Origin of the sequence: Serratia sp. CY29653, from assembly GCF_052169255.1 — a bacterium.
Taxonomy (GTDB): domain Bacteria; phylum Pseudomonadota; class Gammaproteobacteria; order Enterobacterales; family Enterobacteriaceae; genus Serratia; species Serratia sarumanii.
In genome coordinates, this window is sequence record NZ_JBJNLC010000005.1 from 63,852 (window position 1) to 84,976 (window position 21,125).

General features: G+C 61.2%; 20 protein-coding genes. 7 read left to right on the plus strand and 13 right to left on the minus strand.

The annotated features are described in order from the left end of the window. Positions 1–154: 154 nt before the first annotated feature. Both glpT and glpQ read left to right on the plus strand, forming a co-directional pair. Positions 155–1,510 (plus strand): glycerol-3-phosphate transporter, encoded by a 1,356-nt coding sequence (gene glpT / locus ACJ8HN_RS20075; RefSeq protein ID WP_033636663.1) that lies wholly within the window; start codon positions 155–157, stop codon positions 1,508–1,510. A gap of 82 nt (positions 1,511–1,592) precedes the next feature. After that, positions 1,593–2,672 carry a glycerophosphodiester phosphodiesterase gene (glpQ, locus tag ACJ8HN_RS20080; RefSeq protein WP_019452531.1) on the plus strand — a complete coding sequence of 360 codons (1,080 nt, stop codon included), beginning with the start codon at positions 1,593–1,595 and terminating at the stop codon, positions 2,670–2,672. A gap of 54 nt (positions 2,673–2,726) precedes the next feature. Here glpQ and yigL read toward each other — a convergent pair whose 3' ends face one another. Then, positions 2,727–3,524, minus strand: a complete 798-nt coding sequence (gene yigL / locus ACJ8HN_RS20085; RefSeq protein ID WP_033636660.1) for a sugar/pyridoxal phosphate phosphatase YigL — start codon at positions 3,522–3,524, stop codon at positions 2,727–2,729. 4 nt (positions 3,525–3,528) lie between these two features. After that, a complete protein-coding gene (gene pldB, locus ACJ8HN_RS20090; protein ID WP_103774318.1) occupies positions 3,529–4,572 on the minus strand; it encodes a lysophospholipase L2 in 1,044 nt (347 codons plus the stop codon). Positions 4,573–4,719: 147 nt separating this feature from the next. Between pldB and rhtB the strand changes: the two genes are divergently transcribed. Then, positions 4,720–5,340, plus strand: a complete 621-nt coding sequence (gene rhtB / locus ACJ8HN_RS20095; RefSeq protein ID WP_025304879.1) for a homoserine/homoserine lactone efflux protein — start codon at positions 4,720–4,722, stop codon at positions 5,338–5,340. Positions 5,341–5,387: 47 nt separating this feature from the next. Here rhtB and rhtC read toward each other — a convergent pair whose 3' ends face one another. From rhtC to pldA, 3 genes are read right to left on the minus strand one after another with little or no spacing between them, the layout of a single operon-like run. Then, positions 5,388–6,008, minus strand: a complete 621-nt coding sequence (rhtC, locus tag ACJ8HN_RS20100) for a threonine export protein RhtC (protein WP_016929486.1) — start codon at positions 6,006–6,008, stop codon at positions 5,388–5,390. Between the two features lie 12 nt (positions 6,009–6,020). Continuing rightward, a complete protein-coding gene (gene recQ, locus ACJ8HN_RS20105) occupies positions 6,021–7,853 on the minus strand; it encodes an ATP-dependent DNA helicase RecQ (RefSeq protein ID WP_442523857.1) in 1,833 nt (610 codons plus the stop codon). Positions 7,854–7,896: 43 nt separating this feature from the next. After that, complete coding sequence (gene pldA / locus ACJ8HN_RS20110; protein WP_039568129.1) at positions 7,897–8,775, minus strand: phospholipase A; 879 nt, start codon at positions 8,773–8,775, stop codon at positions 7,897–7,899. Between the two features lie 203 nt (positions 8,776–8,978). Here pldA and ACJ8HN_RS20115 point away from each other — a divergent pair, with 203 nt between their 5' ends. Further along, on the plus strand, positions 8,979–9,449 hold the full coding sequence (locus ACJ8HN_RS20115) for a thioesterase family protein (protein ID WP_033636656.1): 471 nt from the start codon (positions 8,979–8,981) through the stop codon (positions 9,447–9,449). Between the two features lie 65 nt (positions 9,450–9,514). After that, positions 9,515–10,402, plus strand: a complete 888-nt coding sequence (rarD, locus tag ACJ8HN_RS20120) for an EamA family transporter RarD (RefSeq protein WP_033636655.1) — start codon at positions 9,515–9,517, stop codon at positions 10,400–10,402. 16 nt (positions 10,403–10,418) lie between these two features. On the opposite strand, the gene corA is transcribed toward rarD, so the two are convergent. Beyond that, positions 10,419–11,369, minus strand: a complete 951-nt coding sequence (gene corA / locus ACJ8HN_RS20125) for a magnesium/cobalt transporter CorA (RefSeq protein WP_004934262.1) — start codon at positions 11,367–11,369, stop codon at positions 10,419–10,421. Positions 11,370–11,814: 445 nt separating this feature from the next. Between corA and ACJ8HN_RS20130 the strand changes: the two genes are divergently transcribed. Next, complete coding sequence (locus ACJ8HN_RS20130; RefSeq protein ID WP_033636654.1) at positions 11,815–12,288, plus strand: WbuC family cupin fold metalloprotein; 474 nt, start codon at positions 11,815–11,817, stop codon at positions 12,286–12,288. Positions 12,289–12,334: 46 nt separating this feature from the next. On the opposite strand, the gene uvrD is transcribed toward ACJ8HN_RS20130, so the two are convergent. The 6 genes from uvrD to lptM all read right to left on the minus strand — a co-directional run bounded on the left by uvrD (position 12,335) and on the right by lptM (position 18,012). Beyond that, entirely contained in the window at positions 12,335–14,497 is a 2,163-nt protein-coding gene (uvrD, locus tag ACJ8HN_RS20135) for a DNA helicase II (protein WP_033649640.1), read from the minus strand. A gap of 78 nt (positions 14,498–14,575) precedes the next feature. Next, entirely contained in the window at positions 14,576–15,292 is a 717-nt protein-coding gene (gene yigB, locus ACJ8HN_RS20140; RefSeq protein ID WP_033649639.1) for a 5-amino-6-(5-phospho-D-ribitylamino)uracil phosphatase YigB, read from the minus strand. After that, positions 15,292–16,203 (minus strand): tyrosine recombinase XerC, encoded by a 912-nt coding sequence (gene xerC, locus ACJ8HN_RS20145; protein WP_442523858.1) that lies wholly within the window; start codon positions 16,201–16,203, stop codon positions 15,292–15,294. The genes yigB and xerC overlap by 1 nt, the downstream gene beginning before the upstream one ends. Then, on the minus strand, positions 16,200–16,913 hold the full coding sequence (locus ACJ8HN_RS20150) for a DUF484 domain-containing protein (RefSeq protein WP_033636652.1): 714 nt from the start codon (positions 16,911–16,913) through the stop codon (positions 16,200–16,202). The genes xerC and ACJ8HN_RS20150 overlap by 4 nt, the downstream gene beginning before the upstream one ends. Beyond that, on the minus strand, positions 16,910–17,734 hold the full coding sequence (dapF, locus tag ACJ8HN_RS20155; RefSeq protein ID WP_004934244.1) for a diaminopimelate epimerase: 825 nt from the start codon (positions 17,732–17,734) through the stop codon (positions 16,910–16,912). Before dapF ends, ACJ8HN_RS20150 begins: the two co-directional genes overlap by 4 nt. Before the next feature lie 71 nt (positions 17,735–17,805). Beyond that, positions 17,806–18,012 carry an LPS translocon maturation chaperone LptM gene (gene lptM / locus ACJ8HN_RS20160; RefSeq protein ID WP_004934241.1) on the minus strand — a complete coding sequence of 69 codons (207 nt, stop codon included), beginning with the start codon at positions 18,010–18,012 and terminating at the stop codon, positions 17,806–17,808. Positions 18,013–18,090: 78 nt separating this feature from the next. Here lptM and cyaY point away from each other — a divergent pair, with 78 nt between their 5' ends. After that, positions 18,091–18,411, plus strand: coding sequence for an iron donor protein CyaY (gene cyaY / locus ACJ8HN_RS20165; protein ID WP_015376263.1), 321 nt, complete (start codon positions 18,091–18,093; stop codon positions 18,409–18,411). Between the two features lie 36 nt (positions 18,412–18,447). Here the strand turns inward: cyaY and ACJ8HN_RS20170 are convergent, their stop codons facing one another. Further along, positions 18,448–21,000, minus strand: a complete 2,553-nt coding sequence (locus tag ACJ8HN_RS20170) for a class I adenylate cyclase (protein WP_019452546.1) — start codon at positions 20,998–21,000, stop codon at positions 18,448–18,450. Positions 21,001–21,125 lie beyond the last annotated feature (125 nt).

The window sequence follows — 21,125 nt, forward strand, 5'->3', positions numbered from 1 at the left end:
ATTGCGCCATTCGTCACAGCGACACCAGGCGTATTTGACGACAATGGCGCTCGTTATGGAACACAAAAACACCACATTCGATATCCGCTCAATCATCAAATGAACGTAAAAGGTCATATTGATGTGATAACAGATAAAGCCATCGGAGGCGCTCATGTTGAGTATTTTTAAGCCGGCCGCACACATCGCCCGTGTGCCGAGCGATAAGGTAGACCCGCTCTACCGTAAGCTGCGCTGGCAAATTTTCCTGGGGATCTTCTTCGGTTACGCCGCTTACTATCTGGTGCGTAAGAACTTCACCCTGGCCATGCCTTACCTGATCGAACAAGGCTTCAGCCGCGGTGACCTCGGCTTCGCGCTGTCGGGCATTTCCATCGCCTACGGCTTCTCCAAATTCATCATGGGTTCGGTCTCCGACCGTTCCAACCCGCGAGTGTTCCTGCCTGCCGGCCTGATCCTGGCGGCGGCGGTGATGTTGTTCATGGGCTTCGTGCCGTGGGCCACCTCCAGCATCGCCATCATGTTCGTCCTGCTGTTCCTGTGCGGCTGGTTCCAGGGCATGGGTTGGCCGCCGTGCGGCCGCACCATGGTGCACTGGTGGTCGCAGAAAGAACGCGGCGGCATCGTCTCCATCTGGAACTGCGCCCACAACGTGGGTGGCGGCCTGCCGCCGCTGCTGTTCCTGCTGGGCATGGCCTGGTTCAACGACTGGCACGCTGCGCTTTACATGCCGGCCTTCGGCGCCATCCTGGTGGCCCTGATCGCCTTCGGCCTGATGCGCGACACCCCGCAATCCTGCGGCCTGCCGCCGATTGAAGAGTACAAAAACGACTATCCGGACGACTACAGCGAAAAAGACGAAGAAGAGCTGACCGCCAAACAGATCTTCATGCAGTACATCCTGCCGAACAAGCTGCTGTGGTACATCGCGGTCGCCAACGTGTTCGTCTATCTGCTGCGTTACGGCATTCTGGACTGGTCGCCGACCTACCTGAAAGAAGTGAAGCACTTCGCGCTGGACAAGTCTTCCTGGGCTTACTTCCTGTATGAATACGCCGGTATCCCGGGCACCCTGCTGTGCGGCTGGATGTCGGACAAAGTGTTCAAAGGCAACCGCGGCGCCACCGGCGTGTTCTTCATGACGCTGGTGACCATCGCCACCGTGGTGTTCTGGATGAACCCGCCGGGCAACCCGACCGTGGACATGATCTGTATGCTGGTCATCGGCTTCCTGATCTACGGCCCGGTAATGCTGATCGGCCTGCACGCGCTGGAGCTGGCGCCGAAGAAAGCCGCCGGCACCGCCGCAGGCTTCACCGGCCTGTTCGGCTACCTGGGCGGCTCGGTTGCGGCCAGCGCCATCGTCGGCTACACCGTAGACTTCTTCGGTTGGGACGGCGGCTTCATGGTGATGATCGGCGGCGGCGTGCTGGCGGTTATCCTGCTGCTGCTGACCATGCTGAACGAAAAGAAACACCACGCGGAAATCGCTGCCGGCAAGCGCGGCTAACCGTCACACGACTTTTGCATGATTTAAAGGCCGCCCTGCGGCCTTTTTACTACCCTGCCCCCAACAACAAGGAGAAAACGGAATGCGGACTCAAGTCAAAGCCCTGCTGACAGGGATCATTCTCGCTACCTCAATGGTCAGCGCCGCGCAGGCGGCGGACAAAGTGGTGATCGCCCACCGCGGCGCCAGCGGCTACCTGCCGGAACACACTCTGCCGGCGAAGGCGATGGCCTACGCGCAGGGCGCCGATTACCTCGAACAAGATCTGGTGATGACCAAAGACAACGAGCTGGTGGTGCTGCACGACCATTACCTCGATCGCGTCACCGACGTCGCCGAACGCTTCCCGGACCGCGCGCGCAAGGACGGCCGTTATTACGCCATCGACTTTACGCTGGCGGAGATCAAATCGCTGAAGTTCACCGAAGGCTTTGAAATCGAAAACGGCAAGAAGGTGCAGGGCTACCCTGGCCGCTTCCCGATGGGCAAATCCGACTTCCGCGTACACACCTTCCAGGAAGAGATCGAGTTCGTGCAGGGTCTGAACCATTCGACCGGCAAGAACATCGGCATCTACCCTGAAATCAAGGCGCCGTGGTTCCACAAACAGGAAGGCAAGGACATCTCCAGCAAAGTGCTGGCGGTGCTCAAGCAATACGGCTACACCGGCAAAAACGACAACGTCTACCTGCAGTGCTTCGACGCCAACGAGCTCAAACGCATCAAGAACGAGCTGGAGCCGAAGCTGGGCATGGATCTGAAGCTGGTGCAGCTGATCGCCTATAACGACTGGCAGGAAACCTACGAGCAGAAAGCCGACGGCAAGTGGGTGGAGTACGATTACGACTGGATGTTCAAGCCGGGCGCGATGAAGAAAATCGCTCAATATGCCGACGGCATCGGGCCGGACTACCACATGCTGGTGGTGGCGGATAAATCCAAGCCGGGCCACATCGTGCTGACCGACATGGTGAAAGAAGCGCACGCCAGCAAGCTGGCGGTGCATCCGTTCACCATCCGCGCCGATGCGCTGCCGAAGTACGTGACCGACGTGAACCAGCTGTATGACGTGATTTACAACCAGGCCGGCGTCGACGGCGTGTTCACCGACTTCCCGGACAAGGGCGTGCAGTTCCTGCAGAAGCAGGGCCAGCACAAGTAATGCCAAGGGCGCCGCAAGGCGCCCTTGTTATTTCCGAGAAACGCCCGGGTTATGTCAGAGGAACATCTTGCGCAGGTAGTGCGGCACCGCGTTATCGACGTTGGAGCCGATCACTTCCAGCTCCGGCAACATATCCTTCAAGCGCTGATGCGCGTCACGCATGATGCAGCCCTTGCCGGCCATCGACAGCATCTCCAGATCGTTCATGCCGTCGCCGAAGGCGATGCACTCTTGCAGCGTATAGCCGATGATCTTGGCCACTTCTTCCAGCGCATGCCCTTTCGACACGCCGCCCGCCATCACTTCCAGGCAGGTCGGGAACGAGAAGCTGACGTTGACCCGATCGCCCCAGCGCGCGTTGATGGCGTCTTCCACCTGCAGCAGCCGCTCGTGATCTTCACAGGTGAAGTAAACCTTGCAGACGCCGTCGGTTTCCAGCAGGCCCGGTTCGAACAGCTGGTATTTGAACACCGACTCCTGGAAGAATTCTTCCTGCTCCGGGCTTTCGCGGTTGGTAAACCAATCGTCGTTGCGGTAGACGTTGGTGGTGATCTCCGGATCGTCGTGCAGCATGCCGTACAGATCGCGGGCGATATCCTCGTCCAGGTTGTGGCTGAAAATCAGCTCGCCGGCGGTGTTGTGCACCCGCGCGCCGTTGGAGGTGATCATAAAGGCGCTGATCTCCAGGCTGTCGCGGATCTGCGCCACGTCGATATGGTGGCGGCCGGTGGCGAATACGAAATGCACGCCGCGCTGGGTCAGCAACTTCAGCGTTTCTTTGGCGTACGGCGACAGGGTATGGTCGGGAGACAGCAGCGTGCCATCTAAATCGGAAGCGACGACGTGATACATAGCGTTATGTTCTAACCTCTGATGGAGTTGTCGGCGGCAGCGCGCCGCCTAAGTGTTGAGCAAAGAAGCGCAGGATTGCGTTCAGTGCTTCGGCGCGCATCGCGTCCCGCTCGAACAGGATCTCATGGCGTGCGCCGTTGATAACCCACGGAAGCCCCCCTTCGCAAGGGCGCCCCGCGTCTGACAGAGCCTGACAAAAAGCCTGGTGCGAACGGTTGTCGACGACTCGTTCTTCACCGGCTTGCAAAAGCAACAGCGGCGTTGTGATCGCCCCGGCCCGAGCGATAATCTGCCGGCCGGCGCGGATGCTCTCCCGCACCCAATGGTAGGTCGGCCCGCCCACCTGCAGCTCGGGGTAATCGGCGTAATAGCGCAGGCTGCGCCGGTAGCGTTCGCGGCTGTGGGTCAACACGTTGACCACATACGGCAGCGGCCGCCACTGGCCGGTGCCCACCGCGTAATAGTCGCGGATCGCCGGGTGGGCCTCCGCCCAGTCGAGAATGCGTTCGGCCAGCCAATCCGGCATCGGCAACTGGATGCCGAACATCGGCGCGCAAAACGCCGCCGCGTCGAACGCCTGCGGCCGGCGCTGCAGGAACTGCGCCAGGATCGCGCCGCCCATCGAATGCGCCAGCGCGAAGCGCTGCCGATAACCGCGCGATTCGACCTCGCGCTGCCAAAGCTGCTCGAAATCGTCCACGTAGTCGGCGAAGTTTACCACATGACCGCGGTGCGTATCCGCCAGTAAACGGCCGGAGCGCCCCTGGCCGCGATGATCGACGATCACCACGTCGTAACCGCAGTGGAACAGATCGTAGGCCACCTCGGGGTATTTCACGTAGCTTTCGATGCGGCCGGGGCTGACCACCACCACCCGCTGATGCCGCGCGGAACTGAAACGCACAAAGCGGATCGGCACGCCGTCCACGCCGCTGAACTCGCCCTCTTCCCGCAGCCGCCAGAAGTCCAACAGCGGCCCGGTGGCGAAGGCAGCGAACTGCGTTTCACGCGTTAACCAGTCATCGGAGCTGAGAGTGAACGAGGTCATCGAGAGCGTTTTCCCTGTGGGGCCGGCGGAAAATGTGACCGCTGGCACAAGAAATCATACTAGCGTATTGTGATTCAATTCTTACAAAAAACGGCGCCGCCTCGGCGCATTGTGGCACAAAACGACACTTTCAGGGAGCCGAGAACCATGACCTTGGACTGGTGGTTAACCTATCTGCTGACCACGCTTATCCTCAGCCTGTCCCCCGGCTCAGGCGCCATCAACACCATGAGCACCGGCATCAGCCACGGCTATCGCGGCGCCGCCGCGTCGATCGCCGGGCTGCAGGTCGGGCTGAGCGCGCACATCGTGCTGGTAGGCATCGGCCTCGGTGCGCTGATATCGCAATCGCTGCTGGCGTTCGAGCTGCTGAAATGGCTGGGCGCCGCCTACCTGGTGTGGCTCGGCATCCAGCAATGGCGCGCCGCCGGGGCGCTGGATCTGCATGCGCTGGCGGGCAGCATGCCGCGCCGCCGTCTGTTCCGCCGCGCGGTGCTGGTCAACCTGACCAACCCGAAAAGCATCGTGTTCCTCGCCGCGCTGTTCCCGCAGTTCATTTTGCCCAATCAGCCGCAGGCCGAGCAGTATCTGGTGCTCGGCGTCACCACCGTGGTGGTGGATATTCTGGTGATGATCGGTTACGCCACCCTGGCGACGCGCATCGCCGGCTGGCTGAGAACGCCGCGCCAAATGCAGCTGCTCAACCGGGTATTCGGTTCGCTGTTCATTCTGGTGGCGGGGCTGCTGGCGACCGCCCGCAAGGCCTGAAAAAAAGGCCGGGCATCGCTGCTCGGCCTTGGGCATGTCACTGCCGGTCAGCGGGTAAAGATCAGGTGTAACCCGAAGCCGGTGAACAGCACGCCCGCCACCCCGTCGATCCACTTGGCCAACCGCTGGTAGCCGCGGCGCATCGCCGGCAGCGCGAACACCACCGCCACCAGGCTGAACCAGACGAAGGTCTCGGCGACGATCAGCAGGAACAGCCCCCAGCGCGCCCCGGCGCCGACGCTGTCGCCGACGAACAGCGAGAACACGCTGCCGAAATAGATCACCGCTTTCGGGTTGGACAGATTGGTCAGGAAACCGCGAATAAAGCTGCGCCCGGCCTTCGGCAACGCCACCTGGGCCTCCGCCGCCGGCTGCGCTTGCTGCGCCCGCGCGGAACGCAGCAATTGCCACCCCATCCAGCACAGGTAAATGCCGCCGCCGACCATGATTATCTGATGCAGCCAGGCCATCTTCTGCAGGATCAGATGCAGCCCCATCAACGCCACGCCGGCCCATACCACGATGCCGAGAGAAATGCCGACCACCCCCATCATCGCCTCGCGGCGCGAGCGGCTGGCAGCGGTTTGCGACACGAAAAAGAAGTCCGGCCCCGGGCTCATCAGCGCAATCAGATGCACCAGCGCCACGGTGAGAAACAGCATCAGCATGATTTATTGCCCTCAGTCTTCATCATTGTCGAGATGGTCGCGGATCATCGCCATAAAGGGCGCGCCGAAACGTTCCAGTTTACGTTGGCCAACGCCGTTGACGCTCAGCAGATCGCCGGCCTTGATCGGCATCTGTTCGGCCATTTCCAGCAGCGTGGCGTCGTTGAACACCACATACGGCGGAATGTTCTCTTCATCGGCGATCGATTTGCGCAGTTTTCGCAGCTTGGCGAACAGCTTGCGATCGTAATTGCCGCCGTAGGATTTTTGGTTGGCGCTGCCGCGCGACTTCAGGCTCTGGATACGCGGCACCGCCAGCTGCAGCGCCACTTCGCCGCGCAATACCGGACGCGCCGCCTCGGTCAATTGCAGCGCCGAGTGCATGGCGATGTTCTGGGTGATAAAGCCCAGGTGGATCAGCTGGCGCAGCACGCTGGTCCAGTGTTCGGTGGTCTGATCGCGGCCGATGCCGTACACCGGCAGTTTATCGTGGCCGTATTCGCGAATGCGCTGGTTGTTGGAACCGCGCAGCATTTCCACGATGTACCCCAGGCCGAAGCGCTGGCCGACGCGGTACACGCAGGACAGCGCCTTGCGCGCGTCCTCCAGCCCATCGTAGCGCTTGGGCGGATCGAGGCAGATATCGCAGTTGCCGCAGTTCTCGTGCTTGCCTTCGCCGAAGTAGTTGAGCAGCACCAGGCGGCGGCAGGTTTGCGCCTCGGCGAACGCGCCCATGGCGTTCAGCTTGTGGCGCTCGATGTCCAACTGCTGCCCGGCGGGTTTTTCCTCCAGACAGCGGCGCAACCAGGCCATGTCGGCCGGATCGTACAGCAGGATGGCTTCGGCCGGCAGGCCGTCGCGCCCGGCGCGGCCGGTCTCCTGATAATAGGATTCGATATTGCGCGGGATGTCGAAATGCACCACGAAGCGCACGTTGGGTTTGTTGATGCCCATGCCGAAGGCGACGGTGGCCACCACCACCTGCAGATCGTCGCGCTGGAACGCTTCCTGCACCTGCGCGCGGCGATCGTTGTCCAGCCCGGCGTGGTAGGCGCCGACGCTCAGCCCGCGGCTTTGCAGACGCGCGGCGGTGTCTTCCACCTTGGCGCGGCTGTTGCAATAGATAATGCCGCTCTTGCCGCGCTGATCCTGCACGAAGCGCCACAGCTGATCGAGCGGCTTGAATTTTTCCACCAGCGTGTAGCGGATGTTCGGCCGGTCGAAGCTGCTGACCTGCACCAGCGGATCCTGCAGCGACAGCAGGCGCACGATATCGCCGCGGGTGGACTCGTCGGCGGTGGCGGTCAGCGCGATCACCGGCATCGACGGGAAGCGCTGTTTCAGCTGACCCAGCGCGCGATATTCCGGCCGGAAGTCATGGCCCCACTGCGAAATACAGTGCGCCTCATCCACCGCCAGCATCGCCGGCGGGCAGTGGTCGAGCAGGTTGAGGAAGCTTTCCATCATCAGCCGTTCCGGCGCGATGTACAGCATCTTGATGGTGCCGTTGCGGCAGCCGGCCATGACGTCCAACTGCTCCTCGCGGGTTTGCGTCGAGTTGTAGCAGGCGGCGGAAACGCCGTAGGCCAACAGTTGGTCGACCTGGTCCTTCATCAGCGAGATCAGCGGGGAAACCACCAGGGTCAGGCCGTCCATCACCAGCGCCGGGATTTGGTAACACAGCGACTTGCCGCCGCCGGTCGGCATCACCACCAGGCAATCCTGCCCGCCGATCGCGGCGTTGATAATCGTTTGTTGGCCCGGACGGAATTGCTGGTAGCCGAAGGTATCGCGCAATACCTGCTCGGCCAGCAACTCTCTGTTAATCACTGCTGCGGTTGACACACACTTCCCCATTTTTTCATCGGTACACACCCACCGGGTATGATTACATAATATCGTTCAGCATGACACCAACGCCCACCCGTGTCTGCCGGAAGTTGTAGTCGATCAGCGATTCGCCGTAGCCGCTGAACACCTGGGTATAGAATCGCACGTTGCGGGTGATCGGGTAGCTCCAGCCCAGTTCCGCGCCGCCGTAGCCGCTGTTCCAGTTGTAGTGGCTGTCGACGCTGAACACGCTGTCGCCCCAGGCGTAACCGACCTTCAGCCGGTAGTATCCCATGTATTTGGTGATGTCCGGGTTGTCGTCGTTGCTCGAGCTCTCCGAGAAACGGAACCAGGGCTTGAGATCCACCTGCCAGTTGCCGTTTTGCGCCATCAGCCGCGCATAGCCGCGATTCCAGCTGCGCGACGTCGGGTCCGAGCGGCCGTTGGATTGATGGTTAACGCCGATTTCAACATCGCGCAGCGTCCAACCGGCAAAGCGGTAATCGGTCGCCCACCCCACGAACAGCTGCGGCTCGTAGTTGGTCTCGCGGAACGGTGAAGACTCGCCGCGGTTGGACAATTGCCACCAGGAGCGCTGAGTATAAGACGCGCCGAGCACCGAGTTGTCGCCGGCAATGCCCCGCCACAGCGGAAACGCCAGGCTAAGCTGGTATTTCACCTCGTCCTTGCGCGCCTTGTCGGCCCAGTTGTATGTCTTGATGGCCTCTTGGTTGATATCGCTGGTGTCGGTGTATAGCAGATAATTGGGATCGTAAGGGTACAGCGTGAACGGATTATCGTGCTCCTGCAGCAGGTTGGCGATAATGCTGCCGCGCACCGCCGGCTTATCGTGAATCTGCTGCTCTTTGGCTTCCGCAGCCAATGCCAGCGCCGGCATCAGCAGCGTGGCGGAAACGATCCCTGACAAAATGCGCATAACCTCTCCTCACTCCAACGAAAAAGGGCAATCCCGGAAAAAATCAGGCCATTTTACACACAAAGGAGGCTTTACCGCAGCGCAGGCCGGTTTTATTGGAATAGTCTGGAAAGCAACAAAGGTTAAGCATAAAATCAACATTCCATTAACCTGGACTGACCAGTTAGCTCCCTTAAAACGCAAAAGAAAAACGGAAACCCGCTATGTCGACCACACCACTGACCCTGGAAGCCGCCCGCCGCAAGATCGGCGAAATCTTTGTCTACCACATGCCGTTCAACCGCGAGCTTGGCCTGGAGCTGCGCCGCTTCGACGATGATTACGTCGAGCTGAGCTTCACCAACCAGCGCAAGCTGGTGGGCAACGCCGCACAGGAAATTCTGCACGGCGGCGTGATCGCCGCGGTGCTCGACGTCGCCGCCGGGCTGGCCTGCGCCGGCGGGGTGCTGACGCGCATGGAGCCGCTGATCGAAGAAGAGATCGCCGCCAAACTGTCGCGCATGGGCACCATCGATCTGCGCGTCGACTACCTGCGCCCCGGCCGCGGCGAACACTTCGTCGCCTCCGCCAGCGTGCTGCGCAGCGGCAATAAGGTCGCCGTCGCGCGCGTAGAACTGCATAACCACGACGGCCTGCATATCGCGACCGCGACCGCCACCTATCTGGTCGGCTGATGATTGTGTGCGGTGGGCGTCTTCAGTACACTCACCGCATCTTACGTTCCCCACCGAGTGACGTCATGGACGCAAAGCAAACGCGTCAGGGCATTTTCTTCGCCCTGGCCGCCTATTTTATGTGGGGCATCGCCCCGGCCTATTTCAAACTGATTCAGCAAGTATCCGCGGACGAGATCCTCACCCACCGGATCATCTGGTCGTTTTTCTTCATGCTGGCGCTGATCACGCTGGGCCGCAACTGGCCGAAAGTGCGCGCCGCCTGCCAAAATCGCAAACGGCTGCTGCTGCTGGCGGTCACCGCGCTGTTGATCGGCGGCAACTGGCTGCTGTTCATCTGGGCGGTGAACAACCACCATATGCTGGAAGCCAGCCTGGGCTACTTCATCAACCCGCTGGTTAACGTGCTGTTGGGGATGCTGTTTCTCGGCGAGCGCTTTCGCCGCATGCAGTGGGTGGCGGTGGCGCTGGCGTTCACCGGGGTGCTGGTGCAGCTCTGGCAGTTCGGTTCGTTGCCGATCATCGGTCTAGGGCTGGCGTTCAGCTTCGCCTTCTACGGCCTGCTGCGCAAGAAAATCGCCATCGACGCCCAGACCGGCATGCTGATCGAAACGCTGTGGCTGCTGCCGGTGGCGGCGGCCTATCTGTTCCTGTTCGCCGACAGCCCCACCAGCCACCTGAGCGCCAACCCGTGGTCGCTGAACCTGCTGCTGGTCGCCGCCGGCATCGTCACCACCGTGCCGCTGCTGTGCTTCACCGCGGCGGCCACCCGGCTGCGCCTGTCGACGCTCGGTTTCTTCCAGTATCTCGGCCCGACGCTGATGTTCCTGCTGGCGATCACCTTCTACGGCGAAACCGTCGGCCAGGACAAACTGGTGACCTTCGGCTTTATCTGGGCGGCGCTGATCCTGTTCACCCTCGACGCGCTCTACACCCAGCGCAAGCTGCGCTGAGCCCGGCGCCGCCGGGTTACAGCCAGTTCTTGCGCTTGAAGTACAGGTAAGGAGCCAGACCGGCCAGGATCATCAAGGTGATGGCGCCCGGGTAGCCGAACGACCATTTCAGCTCCGGCATGAATTCGAAGTTCATGCCGTAGCTGGAGGCCACCAGCGTCGGCGGCAGGAACACCACCGACACCACCGAGAAGATCTTGATGATGCGGTTCTGTTCGATGTTGATGAAGCCCATCGCCGCCTGCATCAGGAAGTTCACCTTCTGGAACAGCGATTCGTTGTGCGGCAGCAGGGATTCGATGTCGCGCAGCACTTCACGCGCCTGCTCCAGCTGGCCGGTCGGCAAACGCGCCTTGCGCACCAGGAAGTTGAGCGCGCGCTGGGTATCCATCAGACACAAACGCACCTTCCAGCCGATATCTTCCAGCTCCGCCAGCGTCGATAGCGCGGCGTCGTATTCATCGCCCTGATGCCCTTCCATGATCACCCGGCTGAGCTGTTCCAGATCGCTGTAGATGTTCTCTATCTCGTCCGCCAGCTGTTCAATCTTGGTTTCGAACAGATCCAGCAGCAGTTCGTAGGCGTTGCCTTCGAGCATGGTCTGGTTGCGGGCGCGCATGCGGTACAGGCGAAACGCCGGCAGTTCACGCTCGCGCAGGGTATACAGGCGGCCGTCGCGGATGGTGAACGCCACCGTGGAGTTGCCGGCGTGATCTTCCGCATCTTCAAAGTAGAAGAAGGAGTGGATATGCAGACCGTCTTCATCTTCGAAGAAACGGGCGGAGGCTTCGATGTCGTCCAGTTCGGGACGCGTCGCCAGGCTTTGTCCCAGCTCATTCTGCACGCGCTCACGCTCGCCCTCTTCCGGCTCGACCAGATCAACCCACAGCGATGACGTGAGATCATCCGAGTCGTCCAGCTCCAGACGGGACAAGCGGCGGTTATCTAATTTAAAAGCGCTCAGCATGTGCCAAAACTCCGTGAAGGTAACGGGTGCGGACAACGCGTTGAAGCACAGAAACAGAGGGGATGCGTATCACCGATTTGTTTCAGACCATGAAGAGATCTGACTCATAGCGACGCTTTGCGGGGTCGCCGACAACCACGAAGGCTATCAGCAAAAACGGAGAGCCTTAGAAGTTATACCTGCGGCGCAGGTCAGTGAGCCAGTATCTACTGGGTGTGTCCAAGGCGTCTGTCCTCAATGATAATAGTGCGCGCATGTTACGCCGAGAAGAAAAAGCCTGTCAACACGTTAGGCGGGATAATTGCGCAACAAATCATCACGATGTTCAATGGCAAAAATGGCGCCTAAACCGTACTGAAAAAGTCGCGGCGATCGCTTACCGCCACCAAGAATGTTGCTAAGATGACATCACCCTAATGGTACGACAAGCATGCGGATTTAAACGATGAAACAGATTACCGCCCATGAACTGACCGCGATGAGCGAACAGGCCGCCAGCGTGCCCCGCCTGCGCGCGCACCGCACCTTACACGAAGAGTTGAGCGACCCGGTGCAACGCCTGGCGATCGCCATGGAACCCGGCACCTATATCCGCCCGCACCGTCACCCGCAAACCTGGGAACTGCTGACGCCGCTGCGCGGCCGTTTTGTCGTGCTGCAGTTCAACGATGACGGCGTCGTGACGCAGCGCACCCTGCTCGGCGAAGAAACCAAAGTGCTGGAGATGCCGGCATTTACCTGGCATGCGGTGTTGTCGGTCGATGCCGGCGGCGTGGTGTTCGAAGTAAAGCAGGGCCCGTATCAGGCGTTGACCGAAGAGGACTGCATGCCGTGGGCACCGCAGGAAGGCGGTGAAGGCACCGAAGCGGTGATGCGCTGGTATGCCACCGCGCAGGTCGGCGATCGCTACCCTCACTGATCCTGAACGATTGCAGGGGCTGCCCCCTGCAACGCGCCCCTCTCTTTTATACCGTTTCCAGGCGAGCGTAGGCCGCCACCAGCCACTTGATGCCCTCGCCCGGGAAGGCGATCTGCAGCCGGCTGTGCTCGCCGCTGCCCTCCAGATTGACGATGGTGCCTTCGCCAAACTTGGGATGGCGCACGCGCTGGCCCAGCTTGTAGCCGGTATCGTTCTCGCTGATCGGCGTGCCCATGCGGCGGTGATTGACCGGGCGCGATACGCTGGCGCGCAGGCGCACTTCTTCCACGCACTCTTCCGGCAGTTCGCCGATAAAGCGCGACGGCCGGTGGTAAACCTCTTTGCCATACAGACGGCGCGTTTCGGCATAGGTCAGCGTCAGCTTCTGCATGGCGCGCGTTACGCCCACATAGGCCAGGCGGCGCTCCTCCTCCAGACGGCCGCCTTCATCCAGCGACATCTGGCTCGGGAACATGCCCTCTTCCATCCCGACGATAAACACCAGCGGGAACTCCAGCCCCTTGGCCGAGTGCAGGGTCATCAGCTGCACCGCGTCCTGATAGGCGTCGGCCTGGCCTTCGCCCGCTTCCAGCGCCGCATGCGACAGGAACGCCTGCAGCGGCATCAGATCCTGATCTTCGTCCTGATAGCTGAACTGGCGCGTCGCCGTCACCAATTCCTCAAGGTTTTCGATGCGCGCCTGCCCCTTTTCGCCTTTCTCCTGCTCATACATGATGAACAGCCCGGAATCGCGGATCACCCGGTCGGTCTGCACGTGCAGCGGCATGTCGGCGGTTTCGTGCGCCAGCGACTCCACCAGTTCGATAAAGCGCTGCAGCGCCGACGCAGCGCGGCCGGCCAACACCTTGTCCTGCATCAGCTCACGCGTCGCCTGCCACAGCGTCAGCTGGCGATCGCGCGCCGCCTGGCGCACCACGTCGAGGGTGCGATCGCCGATGCCGCGCGTCGGGGTGTTGACCACGCGCTCGAAGGCTGCGTCGTCGTTGCGGTTGGAAATGAGGCGCAGGTAGGCCAGCGCATCCTTGATTTCCTGGCGTTCGAAGAAGCGCTGGCCGCCGTAGATGCGGTACGGCATCGCCGTCTGCAGCAGCGCCTCTTCCAGCACGCGCGACTGGGCGTTGCTGCGGTACAGGATGGCGCAGTCGTTCAGCGCGCCGCCGTTGTCCTGCCAGGTCTTGATGCGGTTGACCACGAAGCGCGCTTCGTCGAGTTCGTTGAAGGCGCAGTAGATGGAGATCGGTTCGCCTTCGCCGCCTTCGGTCCACAGGTTTTTGCCCATGCGCCCGTCGTTGTTGGCGATCAGGGTGTTGGCCGCTTTCAGGATGTTGCTGGTGGAACGGTAGTTCTGCTCCAGGCGGATGGTTTCCGCGCCGGGGAAATCTTTCAGGAAGCGCTGGATGTTTTCCACCTGCGCGCCGCGCCAGCCGTAGATCGACTGGTCATCGTCGCCGACGATCATCACGTTGCTGTTGCCGCCCGCCAGCAAACGGATCCAGGCGTACTGGATGCTGTTGGTATCCTGGAATTCGTCCACCAGCACGTTGGTGAAACGTTCGCGGTAGTGGTTGAGGATATGCGGCTTGTTCAGCCACAGCTCGTGCGCGCGCAGCAGCAGCTCGGCGAAATCCACCAGCCCCGCGCGATCGCAGGCTTCCTGATAGGCCTGGTAGATGCGCAGCCAGGTGGCCTCTACCGGGTTGTTGTAGGTCTCGACGTGCTGCGGGCGCAGACCCTCGTCTTTCTTGCCGTTGATGTACCACATCGCCTGACGCGGCGGCCACTGCTTCTCGTCGACGTTCAGCGCCTTGATGATGCGCTTGAGCAGCCGCAGCTGGTCGTCGCTGTCGAGGATCTGGAAATCCTGCGGCAGGTTGGCTTCCAGGTGGTGGGCGCGCAACAGACGATGCGCCAGGCCGTGGAAGGTACCGATCCACATGCCGCCCTGGCTGGTGCCGATCAGATGTTCGATACGGTGGCGCATTTCCGCCGCCGCCTTGTTGGTGAAGGTCACCGCCATGATCGAATACGGCGAGCAGTTCTCCACCGACAGCAGCCAGGCGATGCGATGCACCAGCACCCGCGTCTTGCCGCTGCCCGCTCCGGCCAGAACCAACAGGTTGCTGCGCGGCGCCGCCACGGCTTCACGTTGTTTTTCATTCAGGCTGTCGAGCAGATCGGAGACGTCCATAGGCACCACTAATGGTTAAGGGAAAACCCGCCGCTGACGGGTTTTTCACTGGAAATTTATACAGAGTTCTGGCAGGGATTATAACAATGCTGTCAGCGATGCCAACTGCGAAATCTCAATATGCGGCAGCAGGCGGCTGTCGGCGGCCTGCATCAGGCAGCGTTGCCGATCGTTGATCCAACAGGCCTGCAGCCCCGCGCGCAGCGCGCCGGCGACGTCGGTGGTCAGATCGTCGCCCACGTGCAGGATCTGCTCGGGCGCCACGCCCAGCCGCTCGACGGCCAGGTGATACATGTCCTGATACGGCTTGGCGCGCCCGTCCGGCCCGGAGCGCAACACGAACTGGAAATAACCGTCCAGGCCGCACTGCGCCGGATCGGCGTTGCCGTTGGTGATCGCCACCAGCGGGTAGCGCGCGGCCAGCGCCTTCAGCGTGGCGTGGGTCGCTTGCGGCACCTCGATGCGGCTGCGCCACAGCGCGAAGTTTTGCATGGCCGCATCGGCCCCGATCGCCGCGTCGGCATCGCGCAGCCCCTGCCGGCTCAGCGCCAGATGAATGGCGCGCCAGCGCCACTGGGTGACGTCGTGGTAGATCTCCGGATCCTGCTCGCGCAGCTCCTGGCGCAGGCGGTGGAAATCCGCCGACTGGAAGCTGTTCAGACCGGGGTGGTAGCTCTGCAGGAAGGCCACCGACTGTTGTTCGGTTTGCCGGATCACCGGGCGATTGTCATACAGCGTGTCGTCCAGATCGAAAGTCAGCGCCGCCAGCGGGCGCAGCGGGCGATAAAAATGCATCAGGATTTCCCCCGTTTGGCGCGCGGATGCGCGGCATCGTACACGTTCGCCAGATGTTGAAAGTCGAGGTGGGTATAAATTTGCGTGGTGGTCAGGTTGGCGTGGCCGAGCAGCTCCTGCACCGCGCGCAGATCGCCGCTGGACTCCAGCATGTGAGTGGCGAAGGAATGGCGCAGCTTGTGCGGGTGAATATGGCTGTTGACGCCCTGTTTCACGCCCCATTCGGCGAAGCGCTTTTGCACGTTGCGCGTCGAGATGCGCCGCCCCTGATTGGACAGGAACATCGCGTCATCGTCCGGTCCGAACAGATCGCGCATCGCCAGCCAGTGTTCCAGCCAGGTGACGGCGGTGCGCCCGATCGGCAATTTGCGCTCTTTACTGCCTTTCCCCATCACCCACACCTCGCCGGCCGCCATATCGACATGGCGGCAATCCAGCCCCACCAGTTCGGAGAGGCGCAGACCGGCGCCGTACATCACCTCCAGCATGGCGCGATCGCGCACCGCCAGCGGATCGTTGAGATCGATCTCCAGCAGCTGGTTCATTTCATCGACGTCGATGTTTTTCGGCAGATGGCGGCCGCTGCGCGGCGTGCGGATGCCTTTGGCGGGGTTGGCGTGCAATACGCCCTGGCTGACCAGCCAGTCGAGGAAACTGCGCAATGAAGAAAGCCGCAGCGCCAGGCTGGCGGACAGCAGGCCGGCGCGTTTGCTGCGCGCCGCCAGCATGCGCACCCGGGCGGCGTCCAGCGCCGCCCAGTCGGTGACGCCGATCTCCTGCGCCAGGCGCATCAGCGCCGCCAGCTGGCGCGAATAGCTAAGCTGCGTCAGCGGGCTGAGTTGCCGTTCTACCTTGAGATAACGCAGAAAAGCGTCCACCGGCTGCTGCAGGCTGGGCGCAATCGGCGTCATGCACGTTCGACCCAGCGTTCCAGCAGCGCCGGCAGCATGCGCGCCAGTTGATTGAGCATCACCGTGCCCATGCCCTGCTGATAGTGTTGCGTATCGCGGCTGCTGAAGATCACCATGCCCAGTTCGCCGTCGTCGCCCAGCATCGACAGCGCCACCGAGCCAATCTGGCCAATCTGTTTGGCCTGCGGCAACAGCAGCAGCAGTTCGGGGCCGTTCAGGCCGCCGAGGTAATGTTGTTCGCTGCCCAGCCGCTGAATGCGAAACGGCTCGAACGCCGAACGCGTCAGCGCCAGATGGGTGAAATCGGAAGGCGCGCCGATCTTCCAGCGCTCGGCGAACAGGCGCACCGTGGCGCCGGCCAAACCAAAACCGCGCGCCCAGCGCTGCAGCCGGTTGAGCATGTCCTGCAGGCTGTCGGCGGTGGCCAGATCGGCCTGCAGGTGCAACAACCGGGCGAACAGCCCTTCGTTGGCGCTGGCCTGCTCCATCAGCAGCGTGATCTCTTCTTCCAGCCGCTCGATGTGATTGCGCTGGCGGGCCAGATGCCATTCCACCAGCGAAACGGTGCCGCGCACCGGGTGCGGCACGCGCATCTGCTCAACCTGGCGCGCGTTGCGAATAAAGAAATCCGGGTTCTGCAGCAGGTACTGCATCACGGTGTCGTCATCCAGCGCCAGGCCGGCGACGCTCTGTTCTTCTACGCTTTTCATAGATGAATAAATCCGTCATAGACATGGGTTGCCGGGCCGGTCATAAACAGCGGGTTGCCCGGCCCTTTCCAGCGAATATGCAGGCTGCCGCCCGGCAGTTCTACATGCACCTCTTCTGACAGCAATTCCTGTTGGATCCCCACCGCCACCGCCGCACAGGCGCCGCTGCCGCAGGCCTGCGTTTCGCCGGCGCCGCGCTCGTAAACGCGCAGCTTGATATGATCGCGGCTGACCACCTGCATAAAACCGATGTTGGCCCGTTCCGGGAAGCGCTCATGCCCTTCCAGCACCGGCCCGAGCAGCTCCACCTTGGCGGTTTTTACATCGTCCACCTGCAAAACACAATGCGGGTTGCCCATCGACACCACGCCGCACAGCACGGTGTGTTCCGCCGCGCGCATGATGTAGGTCTTTTCCGCCTTGGCGGCGCGGAACGGCACCGCCTGCGGATCGAAATTAGGCTCGCCCATGTTGACGCACACCAGATCGTCGTCGGTGACGCTGAGCACCATGCGCCCGGTTTGGGTGCTGACGCGGATGTCGCGTTTGTTGGTCAGCCCTTTCAGCCGCACAAAGCGCGCGAAGCAGCGCGCGCCGTTGCCGCACTGCGCCACTTCGCTGCCGTCGGCGTTGAAAATTCGGTAGTGAAAATCCAGCTCGGGATCGTAAGGCGGTTCTACCACCAGCATCTGGTCAAAGCCGACGCCCAGGTGCCGATCGGCCAGCCGGCGGATCAGCTCAGGTGAAAAATAGACATTCTGTGTAACGGCATCGACCACCATAAAGTCGTTGCCCAGACCGTGCATTTTGGAGAACTGCATATCATACTCCGCTATCTGGACGCGCTATCCGTCTTGATTTTACGGCGGCGCTCGCCACCGTAAACAGGGTGTTACTGGTCGACCATCGACGGTTTTTGCTGAGAGCCAGACTGCTCCTGCTGGTTCTTTTGCACCTGATCGCCCGTTTGCACCGGCGGCTTGGCCGGTTTTTGGCTGGCGGGGTCGGCAGGCGGGAAGTAAAGCGGGCCTTTCAGACCACAGCCGGCGAGGCCGGTAACCAGAACGGCCATCAGCGCATAGCGTAGTTGTTTTTTCATTTGCATTAATGCCTGTAATTCATGCGTCCAAGGTCTCTATAATCGCAGGTGGATCATGAAAAGCAATAGGAATTGAATATGAACGACAGCGAGTTTCACCAGTTGGCCGACCAGCTGATGCTGAATATTGAAGAGACACTGGACGATTTTGACGGCGATGCGGATATCGATTACGAAACCAATGGTGGCGTAATGACGCTGAGCTTCGAAAACGGCACCAAAATCGTCATCAACCGCCAGGAGCCGCTGCACCAGGTGTGGCTCGCCACCAAGGCCGGCGGTTACCACTTCAACTACCGCGACGGCGTTTGGCTATGCGATCGCAGCGGGCAGCCGTTTTACCAGCTGCTCAGCGAAGCGGCCAGCGCGCAGGCCGGCGAGGAATTGCGTTTTTCCTGAGGCTAAGCAGGGCTCGGCAACCGAGCCCTTGCGGCGTCAATGCAGCTGGAACTGCTGTTTCAGCGGCTGCGCGGCGCCATCGGCCACCGTCACGCACAGGCTGGACAGCACGTTGCTGCGGAACGGGATCACCTGCGTGCGCCCGTCGAGCTGCACGATCTGATAGAACTGCGGCAGGTTGAAGTTGATGAAGCTGGAGCCGTAGGTGAAGCGATCGTGCGAGGATGAATAGAAGCGGCTGACGTCGCGCACCAGCTCCTCTTTACTGCCCTCGCAGTGGTGGTACACCTCCACCCGATTCGACTCGTCCAGAATATAGATATTGAAGCCCTTGTCATCTGAGGTGTCTTCGAAGAAGAACTGGATGATCCCCTCGCTGGCGAAGCCGTCCACCACCGGCGGCAAATGCACCTGATCGGTTTCCACCTTGATAGACAGGCCGTGCAGCTTGTTGTTGGAGATGGCGCCGTAAAACTCCACCGCGTTCTCCAGCTTTTGCACCGATACGCTCAGGCGCTCGAAGAACAGCCCCCAGGTCTGCCCGGCGACGCGCACCGCCTTGAAGCGGCCGGGCTCCAGGCGGGTGCTGGACAGGCGCAGCTCGATGCACTCCGACACCAGCTGCTGGATACGGGTGCGGATCAGGCCGCGCAGGTGCTGGCTGTAGCAGAACACTTCCACCGACTCCGGCGGCGCGGCGTCCTGGTGCATTTTGCCGAGAATGGTTTTCAGCGCTTCCAGCACCGACTGCTCGCCGCTGAAATGCAGGGTGCGCACTTCATTCCAGGAGTTGCGGTACAGCAGATCGATGCTGCCTACCAGGCACTGCTGCTGCTGGCCGAAGCTGAACACGTCCAGCTTGCGGAAATCGAAATGCACCACCTGATTGCGGAAGGCGGCGGTCGGATCGTTTTCCAGGTTGACGATGATCGCCAGATGGCGAATTTCGCACGGGCTGTACAGCGCTTTCGGCGTCGGCGCCGGCAGGCGCAGCGGGAAGTGATGGGAAACGTCGGCCACCAGCTCCTGCAGCTTGGCGGTGTCGCACAGGTTGCCGCTCTTGATGTGCAGGCGGGTCTGCGGCGTCAGCAGGCCGTTGAAATAGGCCCAGGCCACCAGCTTGTTCAGGTAGCGGTTATATTCCAGCGGCTGATGGCTGACGATCGAATCCATAGCCGGCGCCTGATTATACAGGTACCAGCCGGTGCGGTTGGCGCGGCCAACCGGCACGTGAATAAAGGTTAAGTCGTTTTCCGACAGGTCCGGCGAAATCTGCGGATTCACCAGCGTCACCTTGCCGGGCAGCGCTTCGAACGCCGCGTACAGTTTGCGGGTCAGCACGCCGATATCCTGCGGGCTGGCGCTGACGCTGAGGTTGTTGCGGCGGGCGAAACGGATCAGGTTGCGGTAGCTCTGCATCATCGCGTCGAGCAGCTCGTTATGCGCTTCGCGCACCCGTTCGATTTTCCAGTTGGCGCGGTTGTCCAGCATCGCCAGACGCTCTTCGCTCCAGCCCCATTCACTGACCAGCTGGCTGAGGATCTCGCGCCGCCAGCCGACGCAGGCCTTGGCCAGCGACAGCTTTTCACACACTTTCAGGTAGAAACAGCGGCGGGCCAGATCGAGGCGGGTGGTGTCGTTGATGTCGGTCAGGTAGCGGGTGACGCGCTCGAGCATCATGCAGTAGGCGTCGAGCCCGAAGCTGACGATCTCGCCCTGATGCAGGCGATGTTTGATGTCCGTCGCCAGCAATTGGGTATTGGGATATTCCCAGGAATAGGCTTCCAGCAGCAGGGTCTTCAGCACCGCCTTGTAAGGCGAATCGATGCTCTTGTACAGCTGCCACAGGCTGGCGCCGAAGTACTCTTCCGCCGACAGCGAACTCAGGCCGCCGAGATCCAGCCACTCGTTCGGCGTCAGCGCGCCCTGCGCGTACAGCGACAGCACGTATTCATCGTAGTGCGCTTCTTCTTCGCCCGGCACCATGTTCCACAGGATGCGCTTGCCGGCCAGGCGCACCGCGGTGCGGTAGAATTCGTCGAGCAACAGGATATGCTGCGTCGAGCCGCAGTCTTCGCCGCCCAGGCTGCCGCTTTCATTATGGCGGAAGCGGTTTTCGTCGATCAGGAAGAAGCTGACTTCCACCCCCATCGAGGCGGCCCACTTCTCAAGCAGGCTGCATTTTTGCTGCAGGCGGGTGCGTTCTTCGTTGTCCAGCCAGGACTGGTGGCAGACCCAGATGTCGAGATCCGAGCTGCAGCTTTGGCCGATAGACGAGGTACTGCCCATCGAATAGACGCCGGTGATCGGCAGCTCGCCGCTGGCCGGTTTGTCAAACGGGCTGCCCCATTTGTCTTCTAAATCGTTCAGGTAATCTTGTTGAGTTTCATCAGGCGTGTAGAGGCAAATGCCGTGGGGAACGTTACCGTTCAGGTAACCCGGCATCAGCGGGTGATGGTGGTGCAGTAAGGTGGGCAGCAGACTGTATACCCGTTGAAACGCGGGCTTCATAGCCGCCAGGGCGCGATCGACGCGTAGCTGATTGATCGCATCCAGTCTCTGCTTCAATGTCTCGATGTAGAGGTACAAGACGTCTCGCCTGATTATCCCGGTGTTTAGAAAAAAACCCGTATTCCATAAGCGCCGTTAGTGTAAGAAGAATATTTGGCGACTTATTGCTGGAAACGTGATCAATTTAACACCTTGCTGATTGA

Bases quoted from the DNA above. Each gene is read 5' to 3' on its own strand.
- glpT (WP_033636663.1), top strand. From the start codon at position 155: ATGTTGAGTATTTTTAAGCCGGCCGCACACATCGCCCGTGTGCCGAGC.
- glpQ (WP_019452531.1), top strand. From the start codon at position 1,593: ATGCGGACTCAAGTCAAAGCCCTGCTGACAGGGATCATTCTCGCTACC.
- yigL (WP_033636660.1), bottom strand. From the start codon at position 3,524: ATGTATCACGTCGTCGCTTCCGATTTAGATGGCACGCTGCTGTCTCCC.
- pldB (WP_103774318.1), bottom strand. From the start codon at position 4,572: ATGACCTCGTTCACTCTCAGCTCCGATGACTGGTTAACGCGTGAAACG.
- rhtB (WP_025304879.1), top strand. From the start codon at position 4,720: ATGACCTTGGACTGGTGGTTAACCTATCTGCTGACCACGCTTATCCTC.
- rhtC (WP_016929486.1), bottom strand. From the start codon at position 6,008: ATGCTGATGCTGTTTCTCACCGTGGCGCTGGTGCATCTGATTGCGCTG.
- pldA (WP_039568129.1), bottom strand. From the start codon at position 8,775: ATGCGCATTTTGTCAGGGATCGTTTCCGCCACGCTGCTGATGCCGGCG.
- ACJ8HN_RS20115 (WP_033636656.1), top strand. From the start codon at position 8,979: ATGTCGACCACACCACTGACCCTGGAAGCCGCCCGCCGCAAGATCGGC.
- rarD (WP_033636655.1), top strand. From the start codon at position 9,515: ATGGACGCAAAGCAAACGCGTCAGGGCATTTTCTTCGCCCTGGCCGCC.
- corA (WP_004934262.1), bottom strand. From the start codon at position 11,369: ATGCTGAGCGCTTTTAAATTAGATAACCGCCGCTTGTCCCGTCTGGAG.
- ACJ8HN_RS20130 (WP_033636654.1), top strand. From the start codon at position 11,815: ATGAAACAGATTACCGCCCATGAACTGACCGCGATGAGCGAACAGGCC.
- uvrD (WP_033649640.1), bottom strand. From the start codon at position 14,497: ATGGACGTCTCCGATCTGCTCGACAGCCTGAATGAAAAACAACGTGAA.
- yigB (WP_033649639.1), bottom strand. From the start codon at position 15,292: ATGCATTTTTATCGCCCGCTGCGCCCGCTGGCGGCGCTGACTTTCGAT.
- xerC (WP_442523858.1), bottom strand. From the start codon at position 16,203: ATGACGCCGATTGCGCCCAGCCTGCAGCAGCCGGTGGACGCTTTTCTG.
- ACJ8HN_RS20150 (WP_033636652.1), bottom strand. From the start codon at position 16,913: ATGAAAAGCGTAGAAGAACAGAGCGTCGCCGGCCTGGCGCTGGATGAC.
- dapF (WP_004934244.1), bottom strand. From the start codon at position 17,734: ATGCAGTTCTCCAAAATGCACGGTCTGGGCAACGACTTTATGGTGGTC.
- lptM (WP_004934241.1), bottom strand. From the start codon at position 18,012: ATGAAAAAACAACTACGCTATGCGCTGATGGCCGTTCTGGTTACCGGC.
- cyaY (WP_015376263.1), top strand. From the start codon at position 18,091: ATGAACGACAGCGAGTTTCACCAGTTGGCCGACCAGCTGATGCTGAAT.